The sequence below is a fragment of the Pseudomonas sp. NPDC087803 genome (genome assembly GCF_044742995.1).
Classification (GTDB): domain Bacteria; phylum Pseudomonadota; class Gammaproteobacteria; order Pseudomonadales; family Pseudomonadaceae; genus Aquipseudomonas.
The window spans coordinates 1-21,303 of record NZ_JBIUVO010000076.1; the positions used below are offsets into that span (position 1 = coordinate 1).

The window sequence follows — 21,303 nt, forward strand, 5'->3', positions numbered from 1 at the left end:
CGTTTGTGGCGCCTGGACCGGAAGTCACCAATACCACGCCGGCTTTACCGGTGGCACGGGCGTAGCCGTCAGCCATATGGGTAGCCGCTTGCTCGTGACGAACCAGGATGTGGGTCACTTCCGGTTCTTTGAACAGGGCATCGTAAACATGCAGGAGAGCACCACCCGGGTACCCGTAGATATATTTGACGCCTTCGTCACGCAAGAAGCGGACAAGCATCTCACCGCCAGATAAAAGCTCCACGTTGTTCACCTCTAAAACGCCAGAATACCGTCCACACAAAAGGGGCGGGTCTTAATAGGTTTACTTCTCGGCAGAGCATGAGCGACGGTGGTCGCCGACTACGTCAGCACTGACTGAGCAAGTATTGGGATCGTCCCAAGTGTTGCGGGCCTTTCCCACCCAGCGCGAGGTAACGGGTTGCGGGTGTAACAGGTCGACGCGGATATGCGCCTCATGATCTACCGAGTGGGTCTGCTTCTGGCAGTCCCTCTACAGCGGACTTTGGATTCTTCTGTTTCGCCCTCTCCAAGTCAAGCCGTCAATGTGCTTAATTGTGGGTAAGCACATGAGAACGCAAGAAAAAACCTGAAAACAGCTACTCTGTTAGCGTCAATTGCGCATTTTTACCAAGGAATCAGCATGCGAACGCTTCTGTTAACTCTGCTGATCGGCCTCAGCCCATGGTGCATGGCCGGTCAGATCTACAAATGGGTCGATGCCCAAGGCGTCACTCACTTCGATGCGCAGCCGCCGCAAGGTTTGCCGGCGACGACCGTGCAGACGCCCTCCTCGCCCCCGCCGAAGCCTGCTGCCATGCCTGGCAGCGGTACGCTGGGCGACCAGAAAGCCATCGACGACAAGGTGAAAAAGCAGGTAACCGAGCAGCAGGCGCAGCTCAAGGCGTTTTGCGAGCAGGCACGGACGAACCTGGCGCAGTTGCAGAACAATCCGCGGTTGAGGGAGGAAGTGGAGGGACAATTACGGCGGCTGGATGATGCGCAGCGTCAGGAGCGCATTGTCGAAGCCCAGAAGCAGATTGCGCAGAACTGCGAATAAGCACCTGTAGGAGCTGCCGCAGGCTCGGACCGTGATCGGACGATCTTTTGATCTTTTTAAAGCAAGATCAAAAGATCGCAGCCTGCGGCAGCTCCTACAAAGGTCAGCGGGAAGCGGTGATCAGCAGGTCAAACTCTTTGAGCAGCACCTGCAGCTGTCGATCCTTGCCCTGCAGATTGCGCTGGGCAAAAACCATTTCGGCCATTTCCTGAATGCCCGAGGCATTGGGCAACGGCAGATCCTGCTCGAGGATCATCTTCATCCGTGGCAGGAAGATCCATTGCAGCCATTGCTCGAAATCCAGCGTGTCGACCGAAAACGGTTCGACACTGCTCAGGGCCTCGACCGATGGCTGAACCTCATCCCACCAACCTTGCGCACGCAGTTCACGCTCGATCAGCAACAGCTGATCGGCGATTTTCGGGAAACGGCTATCCATCACAGCGAGACCTTGGCCTTCTGACGGGCCTGAGCGGCGCCGGCGGAATCGCCTTGTTTCTCACGGGACTGAGCGATGATTTCCCACAGATTGGCCTGCAAGTCCGGACGACCGTTGGCCATGGTCAGCGCACGACGGGCGAACTGCTCGGCCTGAGGCGCATCGCCTTGAGCCATGCGTACTTGCGCCAGGCGATAAAGCACTTGCGGCTCACGCGGGGCAACGCGTTGGGCGCGCTCCAGACTTGAAGACGCACCGTTGAGGTCGCCACCGGCCTGCTGCTGTTGCGCGGTGGTCAACAAGGCGAGCACCGGGCCATCCAGTTGCTCGTCCGCCGACAGACCACCGCCACTGCTGGCCGAAGGAATGCCGCTTGGCGTCGAAGGCATGCTGTAGCTGCCGGAGTTGATCGGCGCCGACTCGACCGGCGACGGATTATACGGCCCTGCGGTGATACCGCCGGATGCCGGGCCCGGAACGATCGGCGAGGTGCTGATCGGTGCCGAGGTGGTCGCGCCACCGCCCGGCACCATCACCACTACGCCGGTATCGCCTTGCGGAATGGCCTGAGATTGCGCCTGACCCTGGACTGGACGCTTGACCGTCGTCTTGCGGAAACCGCCATTGGCCGAAAGTCGTTCACTGTTGGACACGGTCGTGCCGGAATCCACCACCGGGATCGAACCACGCTGTACGGTAGAGCAGCCGCTGAGCAAAGCCACGGCGGTCACCGCTGGAATCAACCACTTGTTCACTTGAAACCCTCTTTGCTTAATTCATCCAGCCCTTGACCCAATCCATCACCGACTCCGGCGAAGCAGGCGTTTCGCTTGCACACGCGGCGCCGGGTGGCGGTTCGCTGCCGCGAATATACGGCATCTGCACCGCCCCCGGACAGTTGGCATCAGAGCCTTGCCCGGTACGCGAATCGACCCACGCCTGCACGATGTTGTCCGGCTGCGGCATGTCCAGCGGCAGCGGATCGGCCTTGCGCATGAAACTGGTCCAGACCTGCAACGCACCGGTCGCACCGGTAAACGGGGTCTTGCCGTTGTCATCGCGACCGAGCCAGACCACCGCCAGCAGATCCTGACTGAAACCGGCGAACCAGCTGTCACGCGAATCGTTACTGGTACCGGTCTTGCCGGCCAGTGTCAGGGTCTTGGGCAGCACGTTGTAAACCGAGCTGCCGGTACCTTCACGCATCACGCGCTGCATGGCGTTCTGGATCAGGTAAATCGAAGCCGGATCGAAACGCTGCTGAATCTGGAACGGATAACGCTTGAGCGGCTCGCCATCGGCGGTCAGTACGCTGCGGATCCCGCGCATCGGCGTATTGAAACCGCCGTTGGCCAGGGTCTGGTACATGGTCGCCACTTCGATCGGGGTCATGCCACCGGCACCAAGCAACATCGACGGGAATGCCGGGAATTCACGCGTAACACCCAGACGGCCGAGGGTCTTGAGCACGTTCGGCACGCCTACTTCCAGACCCAGACGCGAGGTCGACAGGTTGTAGGAATGCGCCAGCCCCTGGTAGAGGAACACGGTGCCGTGGGAACGACGATCATAGTTCTGAGGTTTCCACACCTGACCGTCCGCACCTTTGACCGCCAGCGGTTCATCCGACAGCCAACTGGTCAGCGTGTACTGGCTCGGTTTCTCCAGCGCCGTCAGATACACCGCCGGCTTGATCAGCGAGCCCACCGGCCGCACCGCATCCAGCGCCCGGTTGAAACCGGCAAAACTGGCCTGGCGACTGCCGATCATGGCCTGGACTTCGCCGGTCTCCGGGTTGGTCACGACCATCGCCGCTTCCACATCGTCGGAGCCCTTGCGTCCGGCCAGCCGTTTAAAGGTGTCATTGACCGACGCCTCGGCCTTCATCTGCAGAATCGGGTCGAAACTGGTGAAGATCCGCAGGCCTTCTTCGGTCAAGTCTTCGTCACGGTAGTCTTCACGCAACTGGCGTTTGACCAGATCGATAAAGCCCGGGAACGAGCTGTCGGCGAGCTTGCCGCGAGTGGTGACACCCAGTGGCATTTTTTTCGCCGCAGCAACTTGTTCGGCGGAAGCCACGCCCTGCTGCTCGAGCACGTCGAGCACCAGGTTACGGCGTTCCAGCGCACGTTCCGGGTTGCGCCGCGGGTTGTAGTAGGACGGCCCTTTGACCATGCCGACCAGCAAAGCGACCTGATGCAGTTTCAGCTCGGACAGTGGCTGGCCGAAGAAGAACTGGCTGGCCAGACCAAAGCCGTGCACCGCACGCTGGCCGTCCTGCCCGACGAAGACTTCATTGAGGTAGGCCTCAAGAATTTCCTTCTTGTCGTAGTGCAGCTCCAGCAGCATCGCCATCATCGCTTCGGTGAGCTTGCGGCTCAGGCTGCGCTCGTTGGTGAGGTAGAAGTTCTTCACCAACTGCTGGGTCAGCGTACTGCCGCCCTGGGTCATCTTGCCGCCAGAGGTGTTGACCCAGATCGCCCGGGCAATCGACTTCGGCGACACGCCCCAGTGGCTGTAATAGTCGCGGTCTTCAACCGCTACCAGGGTGTCGAGCAGATACGGCGGCACCTGATCGAGCTTGATCAGGATGCGGTCTTCAAGGTTTTTCGGGTAAATACCGCCGATCAACAGCGGCTCCAGCCGCACCACGGACAATTTCCCACCGTTGAGTCCCGAGAGCTCGGCTACATAGTCGCCGGAGAAGCGCACGCGCACCGGCTGGGCTTTTTCCAGGCCTTCATAGAACTGGAAGCCACGAGTATTCAGATCAACGGTATTGCCGTTGACGGCGGCGGCGCCGGGACCATTGCTCACGGCTTCGCGGCGATAGCCCAAAGCATCGAGTTCGGTGAGGAAGTCGTCCTTGCTGAGCTTTTGTCCGACGAACAGCTCGAGCGGACGCGCGTATACCTTGGCCGGGATGGTCCAGCGCTTGCCGGAGAACTTCTCCTGCACCACGGCATCGAGGTAAACGGCGAAGCCGGCCAGCACCACAAGGCCGACCAGACTGAGTTTAATGGCCCAACCCAGCCACGGGCGCAGGCCCTGGGAAGGTGGTTTTTTCTTGGTACGGGGGGATCGAGTTCGAGTCATGGCGGCGGATTATACGCACTTTATTCATACTCAACAGGCGCTCACCGAGGTTTGCGTCGGGCTGGCGAGCGGCCATAATGGCGGCCTCGAATTTCCCAGTCTCTGAAGGATCGCCCGTGAGCCAGTCACTGATCGCTGCCCTGCAAAACCCGGCCCTCTACCCGCACCCCGTCGAAGGGTTCCAGGTCATCGAAACCCATATCTCGTGGGTGATCCTCACCGGCCCGTTTGCTTATAAAGTGAAGAAGCCGGTGAATTTCGGCTTCCTCGACTTCACCAGCCTCGAAGCGCGTGAGCACTTCTGCGCTGAAGAACTGCGACTTAACCAGCGCCTGACCGAAGATTTGTATCTGGACGTGTTGCCAGTGACCGGCAGCGCCGAGGCACCACAACTGGGCGGCGACGGCCCGGTGATCGAATACCTGCTGAAGATGCGTCAATTCCCGCAGACCGGGCTGCTCAGCACCCTGCAAGCCAACGGTGAGTTGACCACCCAACACATCGACGAAATGGCCGAACAGATCGCCAGATTCCACCTCAGTGCGCCAAAAGTCCCGGCCGAACACGACGCCGGTACGCCGGACAGCGTAATGGCCCCGGTGCGCCAGAACTTCGAACAGATCCTGCCGTTCCTCAGCGACAAGAACGATTTGCTACAACTCGAGGCGCTGAAAGCCTGGGCCGAAAGCAGCTTCGACCGTCTCAAGTCGCTGTTCAGACAGCGCAAGACCGAAGGCTTCACTCGTGAATGCCATGGCGACATCCACTTGGGCAATGCCACCGTCATCAATGGCAAGGTGGTGATCTTCGACTGCATCGAGTTCAACGAACCGTTCCGCTTCACCGACGTCTGGGCCGACACCGGTTTCCTGGCGATGGACCTGGAAGACCGTGGCCTGAAATCCCTGGCCCGCCGCTTCATCAGCCAGTACCTGGAGCTGACCGGCGACTACCAAGGCCTGGAAGTGCTGAACTTCTATAAAGCCTACCGCGCGCTGGTTCGCGCCAAAGTCGCGCTGTTCAGCATGCCGGCAGACGCCACTCCGGTGCAGCGCGCCACCACCCTGCGCCAATACCGCAACTACGCCAACCTGGCGGAAAGCTACAGCACCATTCCTTCGCGCTTCATGGCCATCACTCACGGCGTATCGGCTGTCGGCAAGAGCCACGTGGCAATGCGTCTGGTCGAAGCGCTGGGCGCGATTCGCCTGCGTTCCGATGTTGAGCGCAAGCGCTTGTTCGGCGAGCAGACCGTAGCCAACGACGTGCAGGCCGGGATTTACAGCGCCGATGCCAGCGCCGCCACTTATGCCCGCCTGCATGAGATTGCCGGAGTGATCCTGCACGCCGGGTTCCCGGTGGTGATCGATGCGACCTACCTCAAGCGCGAGCAACGCGACAACGCCGCTAAAGTGGCCGAAGCCACCGGCACGCCGTTCCTGATTCTCGACTGCAACGCACCGCAAGCCGTGATCGAGAGCTGGCTGGCGATTCGTCAGGCCGACAAGAAGGATCCTTCCGACGCCACGCTGGCAGTGATCGAGGCCCAACAGGCCAGCCGCGAGGCGCTGACGCCAGAAGAAATTCTGCGCAGCAAACGTGTGCAGACCAATGAAAGCGGGACCCTCGACACCGTAGTGGCGCAGATCCGCCAGCGCCTGCCAGGCCTGTAAGAAACTATTTCGGCCGTGAAGCCCTCGCTTGCTTCACGGCCGTCAAATAGTGGCACTATACTGGCGTCATAAAACCAACAGGTGATGTGACATGAGCCAGCCGAAACTTCTCGACACCCCGCTTTACGCCCTGCTGCACAAAGACGACATCGCAGGCTTCAACAAGGAACGCCCAAACGACGGCCCGATCGACATGGTTGGTGGCGATTTCCGTGGCCTCGATCTACGTGAACTGAACGCCGATGGCGTGGATTTCCGGGACGCGTACTTCCGCTCTGCCGATTTGCGTGGCATCGACTTCCGCAATTCATCACTCGAAGGTGCGAGCCTGGCTCATGCACAGATTTCCGGAGCGTACTTTCCGCCGGAATTGAGTGCCGATGAGATCCTGATGTCGATGAATTTTGGTACTCGCCTGCGTTATCGCACTCGCTGATACTTTTTATCTTTCTCTGACCCGACGCACTCCCCGTGTGGGAGCGGGCTTGCTCGCGAAGGCGGAGTGTCAGTCGTTACATCTAGTGGCTAACAGGGCGCCTTCGCGAGCGAGCCCGCTCCCACATTTATTTCCGCGTTTCTTCCCTCCTTTCTGTGTTCGCAGGCCCTTTCTTAGAAGCGTTTGCGTCGAATCCGACCAAACAACCACGCTTTTCCTACTGATGGCTACACTCCTGAGAAGATCGCCCACGCACCATTCGGCCGTCGCAAGGAGGCTTGATGAATGATGAACTGCAACACCTGAAGAATCTTGGCAAGACGTCGGCGCAGTGGCTGCATGCCGTGGGCATCCACAGCGCCTCGGACTTGCGTCGCCTGGGGGCGGTGGACGCCTATCGGGCCGTGCGTACCCGTGGGTTTCGCGCATCGAAGGTGTTGTTGTATGCGATCGAAGGAGCACTGATGGATGTGCACTGGAACGACATTCCGGCCGAGCGCAAAGACGCCTTGAACAAGCAACTCGAAGCCATCTCTTCGCGACACAAGAATTGAACGGGCGCTGACGGCCATGTATCTGCTCGGGGAACAATCGGCACCTGTCGATGCACTGATCAATCGTTTGCAGAGCTTGCCCGCACGCTGGCTGGAAGGGCTTGCGCCGTGCGGGCCAGCCTTTGAGCCAGAAATATCTGACGACCTGATGGCGCAGCTCCCACATGATCAGCTGTTTCTGCTGACAGAGGGCGTGATCAACGGTTACATCGGTGGCCGTGCGTTGTTTTACTGGCAGGAAGGCGACCTGATCGGTCTGCAGCAAGGTCAGGCATGGGCCGAATTCCGCCTGCGCAGCGATGGGCCATTGCGCTTGTTGCCCTATCGGCGAACCGAACTGTTCCAGCATTTGTACGCCGAGCCGGGCCGGGCTGATCACTGGCTTGAGTATCTGCTGGGGCAGATGGCGCTGCTGGCTCACGCGGTGGCCGAGCTGAAACCACGGGAGTTTCGCAGCACCAATGGCTTTAAACGGGTCGAGGGCGGTGAGGTGTTGATCAAGCAGGGCGATGCCGCCGATCACGTCTTCGTGATCATCGACGGACATGCCGAAGCGTTTGTCGACGGGCTGAAGGTAGGTGAAGTGCCCAAGGACGAGATCTTCGGTGCCATGGCGGTGTTCACCGGTGAGCCACGTAACGCTACGGTCATCGCTCGCGAGCCGAGCACGGTGATGCTGATCCCCGGTGATCAGTTTCTGAACATGACCCGTAACAATCCGAAGATTGCCCACAGCCTCATTGAAAGCATGGCCCGGCGAATTGGCCAGCTCAACCAGCAGATCACGCAACTGAGCGCGATCAAAGCTGCACGTTAAGCCCCCAGTTTCCGGGACATTCCGGCCATTGGAGCGGCTAAATCAAGAAAATGGAAAAACAGTGGTTGACTCGGTAATGAGAATCGCTATGATTATCACAACTGGTCGCGAGATCAGTCGATATTCTGAAAAGCCCTTGGTTCGGACTCTCAGATTATCTCCTCATCAGGCTAATCACGGTTATTTGACCCGGTTTTTACCGGGTCTTTTTTTGCCTGTGGAAAAGTCATTGGCCAAACTGTTTACGCATTTGCGCGCAGTAATCCTGCGCGGGCGTGGCCGGGGTGAACCAGACGTAATCGGCCATCGCTGCAGTCACCTCGGCGCCCTGCTCGGCCAGCAGCAGCACCGTTGGAGCCCGATCTTCGCCCAGATCCAGAACATGCAACGGCACGCCCACATCCTTGCGCGCATGCCAGGCACCGGCCAGCAGCAAGGATGGCTTCGGCGCCGCCAGCAAGCGTTCGGCCATGCGCCGATCACGCTGCTGCTGAACCGCGAGCATCGCCGGCATCTGCGATTTGGGCAGCAAGCCGCAATGTGAATCGCTGATTTGCTCAAACAGCGTGGCTTTTACCGTTGCCGCATTGCTGCGAACACCGCTCAGGGCTGGCGGTTGACGATAAAAAGTGCGGATTTCGCTGTCATCCAGATTGGCCGCCAACAGCGGATAGGGCTGCGTGAGTGCAAACCGAACGATCGGTCCATAGAGATTCCAGTCCCAGCCATCCTGCCAGGCCAACGCGGTGGCAAGATCGGTGGGCGGCGTTGCGGCATGGCGAACCTGATCGACTTTTGGCTGTTGATTCGGCGTAAGCATCTCCAGCAGCAGACTGCCCTGAGGGCGCTGTTCCCCAAGCGCCTGCAACAGCCATAACTGCAAGGTGTGGTGATCGGCATTGTCATGCTGTTCGCCGATGATCAGTTGGTGCGGCTTGCCCAGACGCGTCAGCAACTCCTGCGCCGTCAACACCTGGCCGCTGTGCAGATCGCGAATCTCGCCGCTGACCGGTGGCGGCGCAGCCACATGCTGACACCCCGCAAGCAGCAGCACCGCCAATAGCCACATCCCGCGCATACCATCACCTCGATAGACATCAGCGGGCGATGATCAGCGGATGCCCACGCTCCGGGTGCGGCTGCACCAATACTTCGAGACCGAACACGGCTTTGAGCGAGTCCGGTCGCAATACCTGCTGAGGCGTATCCAGCGCTACCGGGCGCCCGCCTTCAAGCAGCAACACCCGATCACAATAGCGCGCCGCCAGATTCAGATCATGCAGGATGACCAGCACCGCTGCGCCACGGTCGGCAAACTCGCGCACCGCCTGCAGCGTGGTGTGCTGATGCAAGGGATCGAGCATCGAGGTCGGCTCATCCAGCAACAGGGTTTGCCCGGCCCGCCCCGGCCACAGTTGCGCCAGCACCCGCGCCAGATGCACACGCTGGCGCTCGCCCCCCGACAGCGCCAGATAACTGCGCCCGCTCAAGTGCCCGGCATCCGCAGCGTCCAGCGCTGCCGCAACGATCTCGTCATCGCGCACCCGCCCGCTCTGATACGGCAAGCGGCCCATGCCGACCACTTCTTCCACACGAAAGGCAAAATCCAGCGTCGACACCTGCGGCAACACCGCCAGACGCTGGGCGCGTTGCGTACCCGTCCAGTGATTCAGCGCCTTGTCGTCGAGCAACACCTCACCTTCACTGGCCGCCAGCTCACCGCACAACGCACCGAGCAAGGTGCTTTTGCCGGCACCGTTCGGCCCGAGCACACCCAGCACCTCACCCGGTTCAAGTTGCAGGGTGATGTCGCTGAGCACCGTCTTGCGCCCGCGACGGATGTGCAGATTGTGCGCACGCAGCATCAGGCACGTCCTCGCAGCAGCAGATAAAGGAAGAAAGGCGCACCGATAAATGCCGTGACAATGCCGATCGGCAATTCCGCCGGCGCCAGCGCCAACCGCGCCACCAGATCCGCCAGCAACAACAGGCTCGCCCCCGCCAGGACTGACGCTGGCAACAACACCCGATGATCGGGCCCGGCCAATAAGCGCACCAGATGCGGCACCACCAATCCGACGAAACCGATCATCCCCGCTGCTGCCACCGCCGCACCCACGCCTAGAGCCGTGCAAAACACCAGTTCACGCTTGAGCCGTTCGACATCAATCCCCAGATGCCCGGCTTCGGACTCCCCGAGCAACAACGCATTCAGCGCTTTGGCACGACGCGGCAGCCACAACGCAACGCCGGTGCTGATGATCAGCAACGGCCACAATCGCGCGTAACTGGCGCCATTGAGGCTGCCCAGATTCCAGAAAGTCAGCGTGCGCAAGGTCGCGTCATCCGCCAGATAGGTGAACAGGCCCACCGCCGAGCTTGCCAACGCCGTCAGCGCGATCCCGGCCAGCAGCATGGTTGCGACGTTGGTCTGGCCGTTGCGCCGACCGAGCCGATAGACCAGCGCCGTCACGCCCAGCCCACCGAGAAACGCACACGCCGATAACAGATACGGCCCGAACCACTCCGGCAAACCGCCAAAAAACGAACCGCCGACAATCGCAATCGCTGCGCCGAGTGCCGCACCGCTGGACACCCCGACCAGCCCGGGATCGGCCAACGGGTTGCGAAACAATCCCTGCATCGCCACACCCGACAGCGCCAGCACACCGCCGACGGCCAGGCCGAGCAAGGTACGCGGCAGACGAATCTGCCCGAGGATCAGCTCAGCCTGTTCCAGACCATCCGGCGCCAGCGGCACACCGAGCATGCGTAAGGCAGCGCGCAACGTATCGAACAGTGGCAGGCTCACCGGCCCCAACGCCAACGACAGCCAGATGGCCAGCAAACACAGAAGCGTCAGACCGATGAACAGGCTTCGTGGTTTGACCAGCGTGGTCATTGGCCACTCGGAGTCGGATAGAAACCGTCAGATAACCCCTTCAACGCCACCGGCAAACGTGGCCCGAGGCCACCGACCAGCAGCGTCGGATCCAGCTCCAGCACCCGTCCGGACTTGGCCGCTCGGCTTGAGTTGAGAATCGGATTCTCCTTGAACAGCGCCGCTTTTGCCGCTTCGCCGGACAACGCGCGATCAGCAAACACCAGCACCTCAGGATCGAGCCCGGCCAGCGATTCCACGGAGAACGGCTTGTAACCGCTATGCGTGGCGAGGTTATGCCCGCCGGCCCGTTGCAGCAGCCAATCGGCGGCAGTGTCCTTGCCGGCGATCAATGGTTTGCCGCCGGCATGCCCGATCAGCACCAGCACACCGGGCGTCTTATGTTTGGCCTGCAACTCGGCGACTCGGACTTTCTGCGCAGTGAGCTGCTGTTGATAACTTTCCAGCAACCGAGTCGCCTGCACTTGTGCGCCCAGCAACTGCCCGAGATGCGTAACATTTTTTTCCAGGGTCGGCAGATCCGGCTGCGCCGAGAACAGTTCGACCTGTACCTTGGCGCTCTTCACCTGAGCAATGACCGGTGGCGGGCCCATTTCCTCGGTGCCGATGAGAATGTCCGGGCGCAGGCTGAGAATGCCTTCTGCCGAGAGGCTGCGTTGATAGCCGATGCTTGGCAGCTGCTTCAGCGACTGCGGATGCTGGCTGGTGGTGTCAACGCCAACCAGTTTGGACTCGCCACCCAGCGCGCTCACCCACTCCGACAGCGCACCACCGGCACTGACCCAACGCTGTGGCAAATCGGCGGCTGTCGTCTGGAGGCTGGCGAGCAGTCCGACACACAGCACGGCAACGCGGGTAATCAGGCGCATACGCAGCTTTCCTTGAACAGTTTTCCCGGCAGCGAACCGGCTGGCCAAGTATCCTTGGCGGCGGTTGCACACAGTGGGCGAAGGCGGCCATTTGATAATTGTTTGCATTTAAACGTCAAGCTCGGACATTTCCTGAAACGAGCCGACACTTGAGGATAGCCATGAAGTTTTTGTGCGCCGGCGCGGATCTCGCTGAAGCCGGCAGCCGCGGTTTCGACATCGACGGCAACAAACTGTTTGCCGTGCGCCGCAATGGTCAGGCCTATGTTTATTTCAATCGCTGCCCACATCGCGGGGTCGGCCTGGAATGGCACCCCGACCAGTTTCTCGACCCGAGCAACAGCCTGATCCAGTGCGCCACCCACGGCGCACTGTTTCTCATTGAGGACGGCGAATGCGTCGCCGGGCCCTGCGCCGGGCAATCCCTGACCGCCATCCCCTGCCGCGAAGATGCCCAAGGGCTGTGGATAGATGTTTAACCGTTGAGCAAAACGTCCAGCCGCCGGTCGATCACCATCTCTTGGTGGCTCAAACGCACGCCGTAGGCCAGCACCTCGACCCCGCAGGCCACCGCTTCACGCAGGGCATCGGCGTAGGCCGAGTCGATTTCCTCGGCCGGTCGCACCGCTTCAATCCCACTGAGATTGACGCAATACAACTGCACCGCACGAATGCCGTCACGGGCCAGATGCGCCAATTCGCGCAGATGTTTGGCGCCGCGCTGGGTTACCGCGTCGGGAAACGCCGCCACGTTCGTCCCGTCGAAACCCAGGGTGACACTCTTCACTTCCACATATGCCGGGCCGCTCGGGTATTCGAGTCGAAAGTCGATGCGGCTTTTTTCCTGACCGTACGGCACTTCGCGTTTAAGCGCCGTGAAACCGTTCAACTCGCTGATGACGCCAGCTTGCAGCGCCTCTTCGACCAACGCGTTGGCACGGCCGGTGTTAACGCAGAACAGCCGCCCCTGCGGGGTTTCACCGATTTCCCACGTGCCGGGCAGTTTGCGTTTCGGGTCGTTTGAGCGACTGAACCACACCTGCCCGCCCTCGACTTGGCAATTGAGCATCGAGCCGGTGTTCGGGCAGTGCAGGGTCAACAATTCGCCATTGACCGTTTCCACATCCGCCAGAAATCGTTTGTAGCGGCGAATCAACCGCGCCTCTTCCAGAGCCGGATAAAAGCGCATCAGCCTTGCCAGCTCTTCAAGCCACGGGCGATGCGTTCCACCGCTTCCTGTAAGCGAGGGAGGTTTTGCGTGTAAGCAAAACGCACATGGTGGCTGGCCTGATAACGGCCGAAATCCAACCCTGGAGTGAAGGCAACGTGCTCGGTTTCGAGGAAATGACGGCAGAACGCGAAGGCATCACCGCCGAACCGGCTGATATCAGCGTACAAGTAGAACGCCCCTTCCGGCTCGACGGCGATGTTGAAACCCAACTCGCGCAACGCCGGCAGGAGGAAGTCGCGACGGCGGCCAAATTCGGCGCGGCGCTCTTCGAGGATGCTGATGGTGTCCGGCTCGAAACAGGCCAGAGCGGCGTACTGCGCCATGCTCGGGGCGCTGATGTAGAGGTTCTGCGCAAGTTTTTCCAGCTCACTGACCGCAGCATCCGGCGCCACCAGCCAGCCGAGCCGCCAACCGGTCATGCCGAAATATTTGGAGAAACTATTGAGGACAAAAGCGCTGTCATCGACTTCCAGCACGCTGGCGGCATCGGTGCCGTAAGTCAGGCCGTGGTAGATCTCGTCCACCACCAGATGGCCGTGGCGCGCCTTGATCGCTGTGGATAACCCGGCCAGTTCATCGCGGGTCAGAATGGTGCCGGTCGGGTTGGCCGGCGACGCCACCAACGCACCGACGCTGTCGTGATCCCAATGCCGCGCCACCAGATCCGGAGTCAGTTGATAACGCACCTCCGGCCCGACCGGAACCAGTTGCGCCGCGCCTTCGACCAGACGCAGGAAATGCCGGTTGCACGGGTAACCCGGATCCGCCAGCAGCCAGTGCTTGCCCGGATCGACCAGCAAGGCGCTGGCCAGCAACAGCGCACCGGAGCCTCCCGGCGTGATCAGGATCCGCCGCGGATCGATGTTCAGGCCGTACCGCGATTGATAGAACCCGGAAATTGCCTCGCGCAGTTCAGGAATACCGCGCGCCGCGGTGTAGCGGGTCTTGCCCGCCGTCAGCGCGGCTTGCCCGGCCCGGATGATCGGCTCGGCCGTGGTGAAGTCCGGCTCGCCGATTTCCAGGTGGATCACGTCGTGACCTTCGGCCTGCAGTTCGTTGGCCCGCGCCAGCAGCGCCATCACATGGAACGGTTCGATCGCACGACTGCGCGCACTGTAGGGCTGAGCCATTGGCCTTCCTTCGACGGGGAAAAAGAAACGATTCTACCCATCTGCCGGAACGAGCGAGAACCCGTCGCGGTCACAGCCTCAAGAACGCTGGACTGTAACGATATGAGCGTACGCTCCAGGATTGACTAAAATCAGTGATTGAACAGGCTTTCAACACCACCAGACATGGCTTGCCAAACATTTGCAAGCGCCACCCGCCGGGGCCTCGACATCCGGGAGTAGCGCGGGCCGAATTGATCTGGTAAGTTCGCCCGCTTGCAGCCGCAGGGCCGGCAGGTGTCGGTGATGGAGCAATCCTGCGCAATGGATTACAAGAGTAGAGGCGGTCCATTTCATGCCCACCCAAGCAAAGCAACAGCAGCAAGCGACGATCAGCGGCTTCGAACCTTACGTTCCGAAGGCCGGCGAAGAGTACATGGGCGCCCCCATGCGTGCGCACTTCACCAAGATCCTGAACAAGTGGAAACAGGACTTGATGCAGGAAGTCGACCGTACTGTTGATCACATGAAAGACGAAGCGGCCAACTTCCCTGACCCGGCCGACCGTGCCAGCCAGGAAGAAGAGTTCGCCCTCGAGCTGCGCGCCCGCGACCGCGAGCGCAAGTTGATCAAGAAGATCGACAAGACCCTCGAACTGATCCAGGACGAAGAGTACGGCTGGTGCGAATCCTGCGGCATCGAGATCGGCGTCAAGCGCCTCGAGGCCCGTCCTACCGCGGACTTGTGCATCGACTGCAAGACCCTGGCGGAAATCAAGGAAAAGCAGGTCGGCAAGTAATCTCGACCTGAACGAAAAACGGAGCGTGCGAACGCTCCGTTTTTGTTTCTGCCTTTTGCCTCTGCCCTTTTGCCTTGCTTTTGTGGGAGGGGGCTTGCTCCCGAAGACGGTATGTCATTCAACATCAAAGGTGTCTGAGCCGACGCTTTCGCGAGCAAGCCCGCTCCCACAAAGTTAATGCTTCTGCCTTTTGCCTTGTTTGCGCTCTTGGTGGGAGGGGGCTTGCTCCCGAAGGCGGTGTGTCATTCAACATCAAAGGTGTCTGAGCCGACGCTTTCGCGAGCAAGCCCGCTCCCACGGGGTGGTGCATGCAAGACCTTGAAAAGTAGTATTACCCCATGACTGCCAAAACCGCCCCCGCCTACATCGGCCGCTTCGCCCCGACCCCCAGTGGCCACCTGCACTTCGGCTCGCTGGTCGCCGCCCTCGCCTCTTACCTCGACGCGCGTGCGGTCGGCGGGCGCTGGCTGGTGCGCATGGAAGATCTCGATCCGCCCCGGGAAGAACCCGGCGCGCAGGCAGCGATTCTCAAAGCGCTGGAAAGCTACGGTTTCGAGTGGGACGGCGAAATGGTGCGCCAGAGCGATCGGCACGACGCCTACGCCGAAGTCCTCAACAGCCTGTTCAACCACGGTCTGGCTTACGCTTGTACTTGTTCGCGCAAACAGCTGGAGCCTTACAACGGCATTTATCCGGGGCTGTGCCGCAATGCCGGCCACGAGCAGCAAGATGCGGCGATCCGCCTGCGCGTGCCGGAACTGGAATACCACTTCATCGACCGCGTGCAGGGCGAGTTCCGCCAGCATCTGGGGCGCGACGTCGGCGATTTCGTGATTCGCCGCCGCGACGGCCTCTACGCCTATCAACTGGCCGTGGTGCTGGATGACGCCTGGCAAGGCATCACCGACATCGTGCGCGGCGCCGATCTGCTCGACTCCACGCCGCGTCAGCTCTATCTGCAAGAACTGCTGGGCCTGCGCCAACCACGCTATCTGCACCTGCCACTGATTACGCAGCCGGACGGCAACAAGCTCGGCAAATCCTACCGTTCGCCGCCGCTCGAGGCCGACCAAGCCACCCCGCTGTTGCTGCGCGCCCTGCGTGCGCTGGGGCAAAACCCAGGGGCCGAGCTTGAATACGCCTCACCGCAGGAATTGCTCAACTGGGGCGCAGCCCACTGGGATGCATCGAAGATCCCGCGCACACTGACCCTGCCCGAGGCGCAACTGCAATGACGGTACTTGCAGTCGCGCCGCCATCCGTTACCATCGCCGCACGTTTTCGGGCACGCGCATAAAAAAGAGAGGCCGGGATGTACATCTATCGCTTGGTCCTGCTTCTGGTCGTGGGAATCTATCTGTTTTCGCCAGCCATCATGGATTGGTGGATCGACGCCACGGGCGCCTGGTATCGGCCGTATCTGCTCTGGTTGATCCTGATTGTCGTGACCTTCATCCTGCAGAGCCAAAAAGATGCCGATGAGCTTTAGCCTGACCCAGATGATCCTGATCAGTGCCGCGTACCTGGCGGTGCTGTTCGGCGTTGCCTGGATCAGTGAACGGGGCATGATCCCGCGGGCGATCATTCGCCACCCGCTGACCTACACCCTGTCGCTGGGGGTCTATGCCAGTGCCTGGGCGTTTTACGGCACGGTGGGTCTGGCCTATCAGTACGGCTATGGCTTTCTCTCCAGTTATCTCGGAGTGTCCGGCGCGTTTCTGCTGGCACCGGTGCTGCTGTATCCGATCCTGAAAATCACCCGCACCTATCAACTGTCGTCGCTGGCGGACCTGTTCGCCTTCCGCTTTCGCAGCACCTGGGCCGGCGCGCTGACCACGATCTTCATGCTGATCGGCGTACTGCCGCTGCTGGCGTTACAGATTCAGGCGGTGGCCGATTCCATCGGCATTCTCACCGGCGAGCCGATCCAGAGCCGCGTCGCGCTGGCGTTCTGCGCATTGATCATTCTGTTCACGATTTTCTTCGGCTCGCGGCATATCGCCACCCGCGAGAAACACGAAGGGCTGGTGTTCGCGATCGCTTTCGAATCGGTGATCAAACTGATCGCCCTCGGTGGCGTCGGCCTCTATGCGTTGTACGGTGTGTTCGACGGCCCGCAACAGCTTGAGCTGTGGCTGCTGCAAAACCAGACCGCCCTCGCCGCGTTGCACACGCCGCTGCAGGAAGGGCCGTGGCGCACGCTGTTGCTGGTGTTCTTCGCCTCGGCGATCGTGATGCCGCACATGTATCACATGACCTTTACCGAAAACCTCAACCCGCGCTCGCTGGTCAGCGCCAGTTGGGGCCTGCCGCTGTTCCTGCTGCTGATGAGCCTGGCGGTGCCGCTGATTCTCTGGGCCGGCCTGAAGCTCGGCGCCACCACCGATCCGGAATACTTCACCCTCGGCATCGGCATTGCCGCCAACAGCAAACCACTGGCCTTGCTGGCGTACGTCGGCGGACTGTCGGCCGCCAGTGGCCTGATCATTGTCACCACCCTGGCGCTGTCGGGCATGGCGCTGAACCACCTGGTGCTGCCGCTGTACCAGCCACCGGCCGAAGGCAATATCTATCGCTGGCTGAAGTGGACCCGCCGGGCGCTGATCGTGGCGATCATCATGGCCGGTTTCGGCTTTTATCTGATGCTCGGCGCCGGACAGGATCTGGCCAACCTCGGCATCGTCGCGTTCGTCGCGACCCTGCAATTCCTGCCCGGCGTGCTCTCAGTGCTGTACTGGCCGACCGCCAACCGCCGCGGCTTTATCGCCGGCCTGCTGGCGGGGATTCTGGTGTGGGTGGTGACCATGCTGCTGCCGCTGGTCGGCAATCTGCAGGGTTTCTACATTCCGCTGCTGAACATGATCTACGTGCTGGACGACACCAGTTGGCACATGGCGGCCATCGCCTCGCTGGCGGCCAACGTGCTGATGTTCACCCTGATCTCACTGTTCACCAACGCCAGCCCGGAAGAAGCCAGCGCCGCCGAAGCCTGCGCGGTGGATAACGTGCGTCGCCCGCAACGGCGCGAACTGCACGCCGCCTCGCCTCAGGAATTCGCCACGCAACTGGCCAAGCCGCTGGGCGCCAAAGCGGCGCAGAAAGAAGTCGAGCAGGCCCTGCGCGATCTCTATCTGCCGTTCGACGAACGCCGCCCTTATGCCTTGCGCCGCCTGCGCGACCGTATCGAAGCCAACCTCTCCGGCCTGATGGGCCCGAGCGTGGCGCAAGACATGGTCGAAACCTTCCTGCCGTACAAGGCTGGCGGCGAAAACTATGTGACCGAAGACATCCACTTCATCGAAAGCCGTCTTGAGGATTACCACTCGCGCCTCACCGGGCTGGCCGCCGAGCTCGACGCCCTGCGCCGCTACCACCGCCAGACCCTGCAGGAGCTGCCGATGGGCGTCTGCTCGCTGGCCAAGGATCAAGAGATCCTGATGTGGAACAAAGCCATGGAAGAACTCACCGGCATTGCCGCGCAACGGGTGGTCGGCTCGCGCCTGAGCACCATCGCCGATCCGTGGAAACCATTGCTGCAAGGCTTCATCAACCTGCCCGACGAACACTTGCACAAGCAGCACCTGGCCCTCGACGGCCAGACCCGCTGGCTGAACCTGCACAAAGCGGCGATCGACGAACCGTTGGCCCCGGGCAACAGTGGCCTGGTGCTGCTGGTGGAAGACCTGACCGAAACGCAGATGCTCGAAGACAAACTGGTGCACTCCGAGCGACTGGCGAGCATCGGCCGACTGGCGGCGGGTGTGGCCCATGAAATCGGCAACCCGATCACCGGCATCGCCTGTCTGGCGCAGAACCTGCGCGAAGAGCGTGAAGAAGACGGCGAACTGACGGAAATCAGCGGGCAGATTCTCGAACAGACCAAGCGCGTGTCGCGCATCGTGCAGTCGCTGATGAGCTTCGCCCACGCTGGCAGCCATCAACACAGTGACGAACCGGTGTGCCTGGCCGAAGTCGCGCAGGACGCCATCGGCCTGCTGGCGCTGAACCGGCGCAACTTCGAAGTGCAGTTCTACAACCTGTGCGACCCCGATCACTGGGTCGAAGGCGATCCGCAGCGCCTCGCCCAGGTGCTGATCAATCTGCTCTCCAACGCCCGTGATGCCTCGCCTGCGGGCAGTGCGGTGCGGGTCAAGAGTGAAGCCGGCGAACACACGGTCGATCTGATCGTCGAAGACGAAGGCAGTGGTATTCCGCAGAACATCATGGACCGATTGTTCGAACCTTTCTTCACCACCAAGGACCCTGGTGAAGGTACCGGTCTGGGCCTTGCACTGGTCTATTCCATCGTTGAAGAGCATTATGGACAAATCACCATCGACAGCCCGGCTGATGTACAAAGCCAGCGCGGCACCCGTATCCGGGTGACCTTACCGCGTCATGTCGAAGCGACGTCCGCTGTGAACTGAGACCGTCGAGAGTATCGAATCAATGCCGCACATTTTGATCGTCGAAGACGAAACCATTATCCGCTCCGCCTTGCGCCGCCTGCTGGAACGCAACCAGTATCAGGTCAGCGAAGCCGGTTCTGTGCAGGAAGCACAAGAACGCTTCAGTATTCCCACATTCGATCTGATCGTCAGCGACCTGCGCCTGCCTGGCGCCCCCGGCACCGAGCTGATCAAGCTTGGCCAGGGCAAACCGGTGCTGATCATGACCAGCTACGCCAGCCTGCGCTCGGCGGTCGACTCGATGAAGATGGGCGCGGTGGACTACATCGCCAAGCCTTTCGATCACGATGAAATGCTCCAGGCCGTCGCGCGGATCCTGCGTGATCACCAGTCGTCGCCTGCCGCCAGCGAAGCGGTTGTCGGCAAACCGGCCACTGCCAGCGGCAAGTCCGCCGTGGATAACAGCAACGGTGAAATCGGCATCATCGGTTCGTGCCCGCCGATGCAGGATCTGTACAGCAAGATCCGCAAAGTCGCGCCGACTGATTCCAATGTATTGATTCAGGGCGAGTCCGGTACCGGTAAGGAACTGGTGGCCCGCGCCCTGCACAACCTGTCCAAGCGTGCCAAGGCACCGATGATTTCGGTGAACTGCGCGGCCATTCCGGAAAGCCTGATCGAGTCCGAACTGTTCGGCCACGAAAAAGGCGCGTTCACTGGCGCCAGCGCCGGTCGCGCCGGCCTGGTGGAAGCGGCGGACGGCGGCACGCTGTTCCTCGACGAGATCGGCGAACTGCCGCTGGAAGCCCAGGCCCGTCTGTTGCGCGTGCTGCAGGAAGGCGAAATCCGCCGCGTGGGTTCGGTGCAGTCGCAAAAGGTCGATGTGCGTTTGATCGCCGCGACCCACCGCGACCTCAAGAGCCTGGCGAAAATCGGCCAGTTCCGTGAAGACCTGTATTACCGCCTGCACGTGATCGCCCTGAAATTGCCGGCGCTGCGCGAACGTGGCGCCGACGTCAACGAAATCGCCACAGCATTCCTCGCCCGCCAAAGTGCGCGCATCAACCGTACCGACCTGAAATTTGCCGCCGATGCCGAACAGGCCATCCGGCATTATTCCTGGCCGGGTAACGTGCGTGAGCTGGAAAACGCAGTCGAGCGCGCGGTGATCCTGAGCGAAAGCCCGGAGATCTCTGCCGACCTGCTGGGCATCGACATCGAGCTGAGCGACCTGGAAGACGACGAATTCATCGGCCTGCCCGCGCAAACCGCGGGTAACACCAGCAACAGCAGCCATGAGCCGACTGAAGACCTGTCACTGGAGGACTATTTCCAGCACTTCGTTCTCGAGCATCAGGACCACATGACCGAGACCGAACTGGCGCGCAAACTGGGCGTCAGCCGCAAGTGCCTGTGGGAACGCCGCCAGCGCCTGGGCATTCCACGGCGCAAGACCGGGGTCACCAGCGAGAGCTGAACGTTACCTGTCGAGTGTGCGGGTAACGCTTGAGGATGTGAAAAAACTGTTACCTCAGTCCTTTCACGTAACAGAAGCCGGGGTTATCGGTAACGAAACCCCGGCTTTTTTTCGCCCCGAGAAAACGGTTATATCGACCTAACCCCTTGTTTTATTGGGCTTCGCAAAAGTTGGCACGGCACCTGCTATATGTTTGGTACAAGAACAATAACAAGCAATGCACAAGACAATAAAAATAAGACGAATCGACTCACGCACAATAAAAACAAGACGGCGAGAGGCGCAGCTAACTGATTCTTTTGGAGAGGCGTTGTATTTGGGGCTAGCCCCACGACCAGGCCGAGAACAACAAAAACTGTCCTAAGACAGAGCCTGTACTGGTTGTATCTCAAGATCACTGCAACACAGCGACCAAAGCAATCCGTTTGCTCT

The 21,303-nt window shown here is 60.8% G+C and carries 21 protein-coding genes; 11 read left to right on the top strand and 10 right to left on the bottom strand.

Annotated features, from left to right (window positions below; genetic code table 11):
* Positions 1 to 244 (bottom strand): thiamine pyrophosphate-binding protein (locus ACIOUG_RS23985; RefSeq protein ID WP_401069217.1); only part of this gene is annotated, 244 nt, incomplete at its 3' end.
* Between the two features lie 399 nt (positions 245 to 643).
* On the opposite strand from ACIOUG_RS23985, the gene ACIOUG_RS23990 reads away from it, so the two are divergent.
* On the top strand, positions 644 to 1,060 hold the full coding sequence (locus ACIOUG_RS23990) for a DUF4124 domain-containing protein (RefSeq protein WP_401069174.1): 417 nt from the start codon (positions 644 to 646) through the stop codon (positions 1,058 to 1,060).
* Between the two features lie 103 nt (positions 1,061 to 1,163).
* Here the strand turns inward: ACIOUG_RS23990 and ACIOUG_RS23995 are convergent, their stop codons facing one another.
* Genes ACIOUG_RS23995 through mrcB form a run of 3 tightly spaced genes read right to left on the bottom strand, consistent with a single transcriptional unit; the run spans position 1,164 to position 4,595 of the window.
* Positions 1,164 to 1,499, bottom strand: coding sequence for a YqcC family protein (locus ACIOUG_RS23995; RefSeq protein ID WP_401069177.1), 336 nt, complete (start codon positions 1,497 to 1,499; stop codon positions 1,164 to 1,166).
* On the bottom strand, positions 1,499 to 2,254 hold the full coding sequence (locus tag ACIOUG_RS24000) for a hypothetical protein (protein WP_401069180.1): 756 nt from the start codon (positions 2,252 to 2,254) through the stop codon (positions 1,499 to 1,501). The genes ACIOUG_RS23995 and ACIOUG_RS24000 overlap by 1 nt, the downstream gene beginning before the upstream one ends.
* 16 nt (positions 2,255 to 2,270) lie before the next feature.
* A complete protein-coding gene (mrcB, locus tag ACIOUG_RS24005) occupies positions 2,271 to 4,595 on the bottom strand; it encodes a penicillin-binding protein 1B (protein WP_401069183.1) in 2,325 nt (774 codons plus the stop codon).
* Positions 4,596 to 4,711: 116 nt separating this feature from the next.
* Between mrcB and ACIOUG_RS24010 the strand changes: the two genes are divergently transcribed.
* The 4 genes from ACIOUG_RS24010 to ACIOUG_RS24025 all read left to right on the top strand — a co-directional run bounded on the left by ACIOUG_RS24010 (position 4,712) and on the right by ACIOUG_RS24025 (position 8,075).
* Positions 4,712 to 6,268 carry an AAA family ATPase gene (locus ACIOUG_RS24010; RefSeq protein ID WP_401069186.1) on the top strand — a complete coding sequence of 519 codons (1,557 nt, stop codon included), beginning with the start codon at positions 4,712 to 4,714 and terminating at the stop codon, positions 6,266 to 6,268.
* A 91-nt stretch (positions 6,269 to 6,359) separates the two neighbouring features.
* Positions 6,360 to 6,704: a pentapeptide repeat-containing protein gene (locus ACIOUG_RS24015; RefSeq protein WP_007963914.1), complete on the top strand. Its 345-nt coding sequence runs from the start codon at positions 6,360 to 6,362 to the stop codon at positions 6,702 to 6,704.
* Positions 6,705 to 6,985: 281 nt separating this feature from the next.
* A complete protein-coding gene (locus tag ACIOUG_RS24020; RefSeq protein WP_003228231.1) occupies positions 6,986 to 7,258 on the top strand; it encodes a TfoX/Sxy family protein in 273 nt (90 codons plus the stop codon).
* Positions 7,259 to 7,274: 16 nt separating this feature from the next.
* The gene (locus ACIOUG_RS24025) at positions 7,275 to 8,075 is read left to right on the top strand and encodes a Crp/Fnr family transcriptional regulator (protein ID WP_401069189.1); all 801 of its coding nucleotides are present in this window, start codon (positions 7,275 to 7,277) and stop codon (positions 8,073 to 8,075) included.
* A gap of 226 nt (positions 8,076 to 8,301) precedes the next feature.
* Here ACIOUG_RS24025 and ACIOUG_RS24030 read toward each other — a convergent pair whose 3' ends face one another.
* Genes ACIOUG_RS24030 through ACIOUG_RS24045 form a run of 4 tightly spaced genes read right to left on the bottom strand, consistent with a single transcriptional unit; the run spans position 8,302 to position 11,846 of the window.
* Entirely contained in the window at positions 8,302 to 9,153 is an 852-nt protein-coding gene (locus tag ACIOUG_RS24030) for a ChaN family lipoprotein (RefSeq protein WP_401069192.1), read from the bottom strand.
* A 19-nt stretch (positions 9,154 to 9,172) separates the two neighbouring features.
* The gene (locus tag ACIOUG_RS24035; protein ID WP_401069195.1) at positions 9,173 to 9,940 is read right to left on the bottom strand and encodes a heme ABC transporter ATP-binding protein; all 768 of its coding nucleotides are present in this window, start codon (positions 9,938 to 9,940) and stop codon (positions 9,173 to 9,175) included.
* On the bottom strand, positions 9,940 to 10,923 hold the full coding sequence (locus ACIOUG_RS24040) for an iron ABC transporter permease (protein ID WP_177325717.1): 984 nt from the start codon (positions 10,921 to 10,923) through the stop codon (positions 9,940 to 9,942). Before ACIOUG_RS24040 ends, ACIOUG_RS24035 begins: the two co-directional genes overlap by 1 nt.
* Before the next feature lie 50 nt (positions 10,924 to 10,973).
* Positions 10,974 to 11,846 carry a hemin ABC transporter substrate-binding protein gene (locus ACIOUG_RS24045; protein ID WP_401069198.1) on the bottom strand — a complete coding sequence of 291 codons (873 nt, stop codon included), beginning with the start codon at positions 11,844 to 11,846 and terminating at the stop codon, positions 10,974 to 10,976.
* A gap of 161 nt (positions 11,847 to 12,007) precedes the next feature.
* On the opposite strand from ACIOUG_RS24045, the gene ACIOUG_RS24050 reads away from it, so the two are divergent.
* On the top strand, positions 12,008 to 12,325 hold the full coding sequence (locus tag ACIOUG_RS24050; protein ID WP_401069201.1) for a Rieske (2Fe-2S) protein: 318 nt from the start codon (positions 12,008 to 12,010) through the stop codon (positions 12,323 to 12,325).
* Here the strand turns inward: ACIOUG_RS24050 and sfsA are convergent.
* Both sfsA and ACIOUG_RS24060 read right to left on the bottom strand, forming a co-directional pair.
* Complete coding sequence (gene sfsA, locus ACIOUG_RS24055) at positions 12,322 to 13,035, bottom strand: DNA/RNA nuclease SfsA (protein ID WP_401069204.1); 714 nt, start codon at positions 13,033 to 13,035, stop codon at positions 12,322 to 12,324. The genes ACIOUG_RS24050 and sfsA overlap by 4 nt on opposite strands.
* On the bottom strand, positions 13,035 to 14,207 hold the full coding sequence (locus ACIOUG_RS24060; protein WP_401069207.1) for a pyridoxal phosphate-dependent aminotransferase: 1,173 nt from the start codon (positions 14,205 to 14,207) through the stop codon (positions 13,035 to 13,037). Before ACIOUG_RS24060 ends, sfsA begins: the two co-directional genes overlap by 1 nt.
* A 334-nt stretch (positions 14,208 to 14,541) precedes the next feature.
* On the opposite strand from ACIOUG_RS24060, the gene dksA reads away from it, so the two are divergent.
* From dksA to ACIOUG_RS24085, 5 genes are all read left to right on the top strand, one after another.
* Positions 14,542 to 14,985, top strand: a complete 444-nt coding sequence (dksA, locus tag ACIOUG_RS24065) for an RNA polymerase-binding protein DksA (RefSeq protein ID WP_003228250.1) — start codon at positions 14,542 to 14,544, stop codon at positions 14,983 to 14,985.
* A gap of 338 nt (positions 14,986 to 15,323) precedes the next feature.
* Positions 15,324 to 16,220: a tRNA glutamyl-Q(34) synthetase GluQRS gene (gene gluQRS, locus ACIOUG_RS24070; RefSeq protein ID WP_401069210.1), complete on the top strand. Its 897-nt coding sequence runs from the start codon at positions 15,324 to 15,326 to the stop codon at positions 16,218 to 16,220.
* Between the two features lie 77 nt (positions 16,221 to 16,297).
* Positions 16,298 to 16,474: a hypothetical protein gene (locus ACIOUG_RS24075; RefSeq protein ID WP_003176118.1), complete on the top strand. Its 177-nt coding sequence runs from the start codon at positions 16,298 to 16,300 to the stop codon at positions 16,472 to 16,474.
* Positions 16,458 to 19,412, top strand: coding sequence for a sensor histidine kinase (locus ACIOUG_RS24080; protein ID WP_401069212.1), 2,955 nt, complete (start codon positions 16,458 to 16,460; stop codon positions 19,410 to 19,412). The genes ACIOUG_RS24075 and ACIOUG_RS24080 overlap by 17 nt, the downstream gene beginning before the upstream one ends.
* A gap of 22 nt (positions 19,413 to 19,434) precedes the next feature.
* On the top strand, positions 19,435 to 20,871 hold the full coding sequence (locus ACIOUG_RS24085; protein WP_401069215.1) for a sigma-54-dependent transcriptional regulator: 1,437 nt from the start codon (positions 19,435 to 19,437) through the stop codon (positions 20,869 to 20,871).
* Positions 20,872 to 21,303 lie beyond the last annotated feature (432 nt).

Bases quoted from the DNA above. Each gene is read 5' to 3' on its own strand.
- ACIOUG_RS23990 (WP_401069174.1), top strand. From the start codon at position 644: ATGCGAACGCTTCTGTTAACTCTGCTGATCGGCCTCAGCCCATGGTGC.
- ACIOUG_RS23995 (WP_401069177.1), bottom strand. From the start codon at position 1,499: ATGGATAGCCGTTTCCCGAAAATCGCCGATCAGCTGTTGCTGATCGAG.
- mrcB (WP_401069183.1), bottom strand. From the start codon at position 4,595: ATGACTCGAACTCGATCCCCCCGTACCAAGAAAAAACCACCTTCCCAG.
- ACIOUG_RS24015 (WP_007963914.1), top strand. From the start codon at position 6,360: ATGAGCCAGCCGAAACTTCTCGACACCCCGCTTTACGCCCTGCTGCAC.
- ACIOUG_RS24020 (WP_003228231.1), top strand. From the start codon at position 6,986: ATGAATGATGAACTGCAACACCTGAAGAATCTTGGCAAGACGTCGGCG.
- ACIOUG_RS24025 (WP_401069189.1), top strand. From the start codon at position 7,275: ATGTATCTGCTCGGGGAACAATCGGCACCTGTCGATGCACTGATCAAT.
- ACIOUG_RS24030 (WP_401069192.1), bottom strand. From the start codon at position 9,153: ATGCGCGGGATGTGGCTATTGGCGGTGCTGCTGCTTGCGGGGTGTCAG.
- ACIOUG_RS24035 (WP_401069195.1), bottom strand. From the start codon at position 9,940: ATGCTGCGTGCGCACAATCTGCACATCCGTCGCGGGCGCAAGACGGTG.
- ACIOUG_RS24045 (WP_401069198.1), bottom strand. From the start codon at position 11,846: ATGCGCCTGATTACCCGCGTTGCCGTGCTGTGTGTCGGACTGCTCGCC.
- ACIOUG_RS24050 (WP_401069201.1), top strand. From the start codon at position 12,008: ATGAAGTTTTTGTGCGCCGGCGCGGATCTCGCTGAAGCCGGCAGCCGC.
- sfsA (WP_401069204.1), bottom strand. From the start codon at position 13,035: ATGCGCTTTTATCCGGCTCTGGAAGAGGCGCGGTTGATTCGCCGCTAC.
- ACIOUG_RS24060 (WP_401069207.1), bottom strand. From the start codon at position 14,207: ATGGCTCAGCCCTACAGTGCGCGCAGTCGTGCGATCGAACCGTTCCAT.
- dksA (WP_003228250.1), top strand. From the start codon at position 14,542: ATGCCCACCCAAGCAAAGCAACAGCAGCAAGCGACGATCAGCGGCTTC.
- gluQRS (WP_401069210.1), top strand. From the start codon at position 15,324: ATGACTGCCAAAACCGCCCCCGCCTACATCGGCCGCTTCGCCCCGACC.
- ACIOUG_RS24075 (WP_003176118.1), top strand. From the start codon at position 16,298: ATGTACATCTATCGCTTGGTCCTGCTTCTGGTCGTGGGAATCTATCTG.
- ACIOUG_RS24080 (WP_401069212.1), top strand. From the start codon at position 16,458: ATGCCGATGAGCTTTAGCCTGACCCAGATGATCCTGATCAGTGCCGCG.
- ACIOUG_RS24085 (WP_401069215.1), top strand. From the start codon at position 19,435: ATGCCGCACATTTTGATCGTCGAAGACGAAACCATTATCCGCTCCGCC.